This is a genomic window from Variovorax sp. P1_G12 (genome assembly GCF_056405555.1).
In genome coordinates this window covers 1-2,943 of record NZ_JBFUBW010000083.1, presented here as the reverse complement: position 1 = coordinate 2,943, position 2,943 = coordinate 1, and the positions used below count along the sequence as shown (strand labels likewise).

Below are 2,943 nucleotides of genomic sequence, written 5' to 3'. Positions count from 1 at the left end.
TCCAATGGCCTCGGGTGCCGGAACGCCGGTCGTCGCTCGCCGCCGCTTCCAGTTGCCCACCGTTGCCACCGGCACCCCCAGCCGGCGTGCCGCCTCGTGGCTGCCGACCGATTCCGCCAGTCTGGTCGCCTCGACCCTGAATTCATCCGTGTACTGCCGTTTCGGCAGCTTGCTATCTCGCATTTCGATTCTCCATACAGCTCAAGTTTCCAACTTCTTGGTGTACGTGAAATCGGGGCAGGGTCAGCTGAAGACTCAACTCAAGGTGCGCGGTGATGCGAGCGGACTCGCCCCGGCCCGGTCGGGCCTCTCATGTCAAACGTTAGGCCCACGAAACCCATACCAGACGTGTACCGAAAACTTACCGCATGAATCTGACAGACCTTACCCGAGCTGAGATCAAGTCGCCATCCGATTTGCTGACCTGGGCTGATCACCTTGAGCGAATCAGTTCCTGCACTGCACCGATGCTGTACCGCGGACAGTCCCAGGTACACAGCAACCTGCAGCCAACGCTCGCACGCTCGGTTCAAGGTGGAGCGTACGACGCAGCTGTGTTGCTCGAAAGGCGACTGCTCGAGAGTTTCCGCAAGCACTATGTCGAACTCGACGCTCTACCCAACGACATGCCGTCTGGCCAAGACCTCGTCACCAAGTCGGAGGTTGACGTCCTTAGTCTTATGCAGCACTACGAAGTACCTAGTCGTCTCCTTGACTGGACTGAGAGTGTTTGGGTGGCGGCGTACTTCGCGTGCGCGTCCCACTCAGATCAAGACGCCGAACTGTGGTTTGTCAGCGAAGCGGTTCTTGACCCCACGCCCGACGACATGCCGAAAGATCAAGTCAAGGACATCGTGTCTGAGTCAATAGGCATGAGACCAGCGAACTATCACCCGAAGTGGGGCATGCCCTACATAGCAGTGATGGACCCAATGTCCAATGCACGGCTGCGCGCGCAGAAGGGACGGCTCACCGCGAGTGACAATGCGACGGTCGACCACGCAGACCTACTTTGGCGTTTGGCAACTAAGAAGACTGGCAATGACAAGCCCGGGGATTTCTTCGGCCGGCATTTGGTCCGCGCAAGTCGCAAGCGGGACATCCTTCGCTTCTTGGCAGAGGAGAAGAAAATCAGTGCGAAGTCGCTCTTCCCTGACATCGTGGGCTTGGGAAGATTCCTCCGTTGGGAGTTTGAGGCACTGCGAACCGAACTCTACTAGTCTGACACCGCGATCGACCGCTAACCCTTTCATCGAGCGGACGCCTACCGGCGCGGCTCATGTCAAACGGCTTTTCAGTTGATTGCCTTCTTCAGTTGGTCCTTGTTGATCAGGTCGGGACACTTGATGTCTTTGCTCGGGGCCTTGGACCGATGCAGGGCATCGCACCGAAAAGCGCCGGATTCGTCGCCACGATCTGCGGGCTACTCTTTCGCCATTTACACCAATCGACATCATCGGTGGGGCTTTGAGGGTGATAACCCACTGGGGCCTCAACGAGTATGACAGCGACTGCCAGAGCCACAGGGTCGTTGAAGCTACGCCAATGTGATCAGGCGATTGCCGCGGTGGCATCCACAAACGAGAGGAGGCTGAAGCTTCAATGCCAGGCCCTGGAGGTGGCTACTCCACTCAATGCTGGCTAGACTGACCGCGTGGTGCAGCGCGCATACGCGCCCTGCGATTGAGGATTGCCATGAGGCGCAGATTGGACATTCATCGATCGTGCCTTCGGCGAAGAGTTGGTTGTCGAGCGTCCTCGTGAGACGCCTTGGTTCGTTCCATTGGGAGAATTCCATGGCTCAAGTTGCCTCGAAGATCTTCAAGCTCGCAGATACGAACCTCGCCGGCGTCACGGCGATCAGAATGACCAGGGGAGACGCGGACGCACGAATGAGTCATTCGGAAGCGATTGCGAATGAACTGCTCAGTGGCCCGCTGGACCACACCGATTTACGTGTCGCTGCGATTCGTCAGCGGCTGCTCAGCCGAGAATGGCCAGTTGAGGCACGCATCGTCCCGCGTCTCGTGCCGCAGATCGGCGTCACCCATCGACTGACGCCGCAGCGCAAGGTCGCAAACACTGCGTTTACATCGAATAAGTGGGCTGGAAGCACGGTCCCTGGGACCTGGGCGCATGCCGTTGGCATTTGGCGAGTGCCTACGGTGAGCATGCCCTCAACTCCACCCGGGACTGATGGCGGCTGGGACTCGTCCTGCTGGGTGGGCATTGACGGGACCTACGGTTCCAATGACGTACTCCAAGCTGGCGTCCAACAATCCGTCGGCGCCGACGGCTCGACGATCTACGTCGCCTGGTACGAGTGGTTTGCACCGACGGTCAATGGATCGCCGAAGTACATTTACCAGACCAACATCGAGAACATGCCCATTGGACCCGGCGACGAGGTGTTCGTCGGCGTCCACTATCTGAACGGACAGGGCTTTGTGATGTTCGGTAACGTCGATCGTGGGCGCTATTTCAGCATCCAACTCGCTGCGCCGCCCGGCGCATCGTTCAGCGGCAACAGCGTGGAGTGGATTGTCGAGGCACCGAACACCGGCGAGCCTGGCACGTCAATCCCCAGGTTCACGCCGGTGAGCTTCATTGCGGCGTTTGGTTCCGACGCGAACGGTACATTCACCGCCGACCCGAACACCGGTGACACGACCGACATCGTCGCGTTCGGGAGGTCATTGACGCAGGTCACCCTGAAAACCGATGCGCTCAGGATCGACTACCTGGATACGGGGTTTTTCCGGTTGCCAGGAGCGGCGGTGTTCGACGGTCAGAAGCAGAAGATCGCTGCGGTGTCACGAAAACCCGATCACCTCGACCTGTTTGTCATCGGCAACGACGGCCATGTTTGGACAAGCGCTTGGCCCGATCCTGCTCGTCCGGGGCAATGGCAATGGTTGCCGGATTGGCACCCCCTGCCAGGCC

General features: G+C 59.1%; 3 protein-coding genes. 2 read left to right on the top strand and 1 reads right to left on the bottom strand.

The window, feature by feature from the left end:
• Positions 1-183: transposase (locus tag AC1D2O_RS37580; protein ID WP_477650651.1), on the bottom strand; the 183-nt coding region annotated here is incomplete at its 3' end.
• Positions 184-368: 185 nt separating this feature from the next.
• Between AC1D2O_RS37580 and AC1D2O_RS37575 the strand changes: the two genes are divergently transcribed.
• Complete coding sequence (locus tag AC1D2O_RS37575) at positions 369-1,220, top strand: FRG domain-containing protein (RefSeq protein WP_477650745.1); 852 nt, start codon at positions 369-371, stop codon at positions 1,218-1,220.
• A 576-nt stretch (positions 1,221-1,796) separates the two neighbouring features.
• Positions 1,797-2,943 (top strand): G1 family glutamic endopeptidase (locus AC1D2O_RS37570; RefSeq protein ID WP_478158918.1); only part of this gene is annotated, 1,147 nt, incomplete at its 3' end.

What these genes read in the sequence shown, in the direction of transcription:
- AC1D2O_RS37575 (WP_477650745.1), top strand. Translation starts at nt 369, where the DNA reads ATGAATCTGACAGACCTTACCCGAGCTGAGATCAAGTCGCCATCCGAT.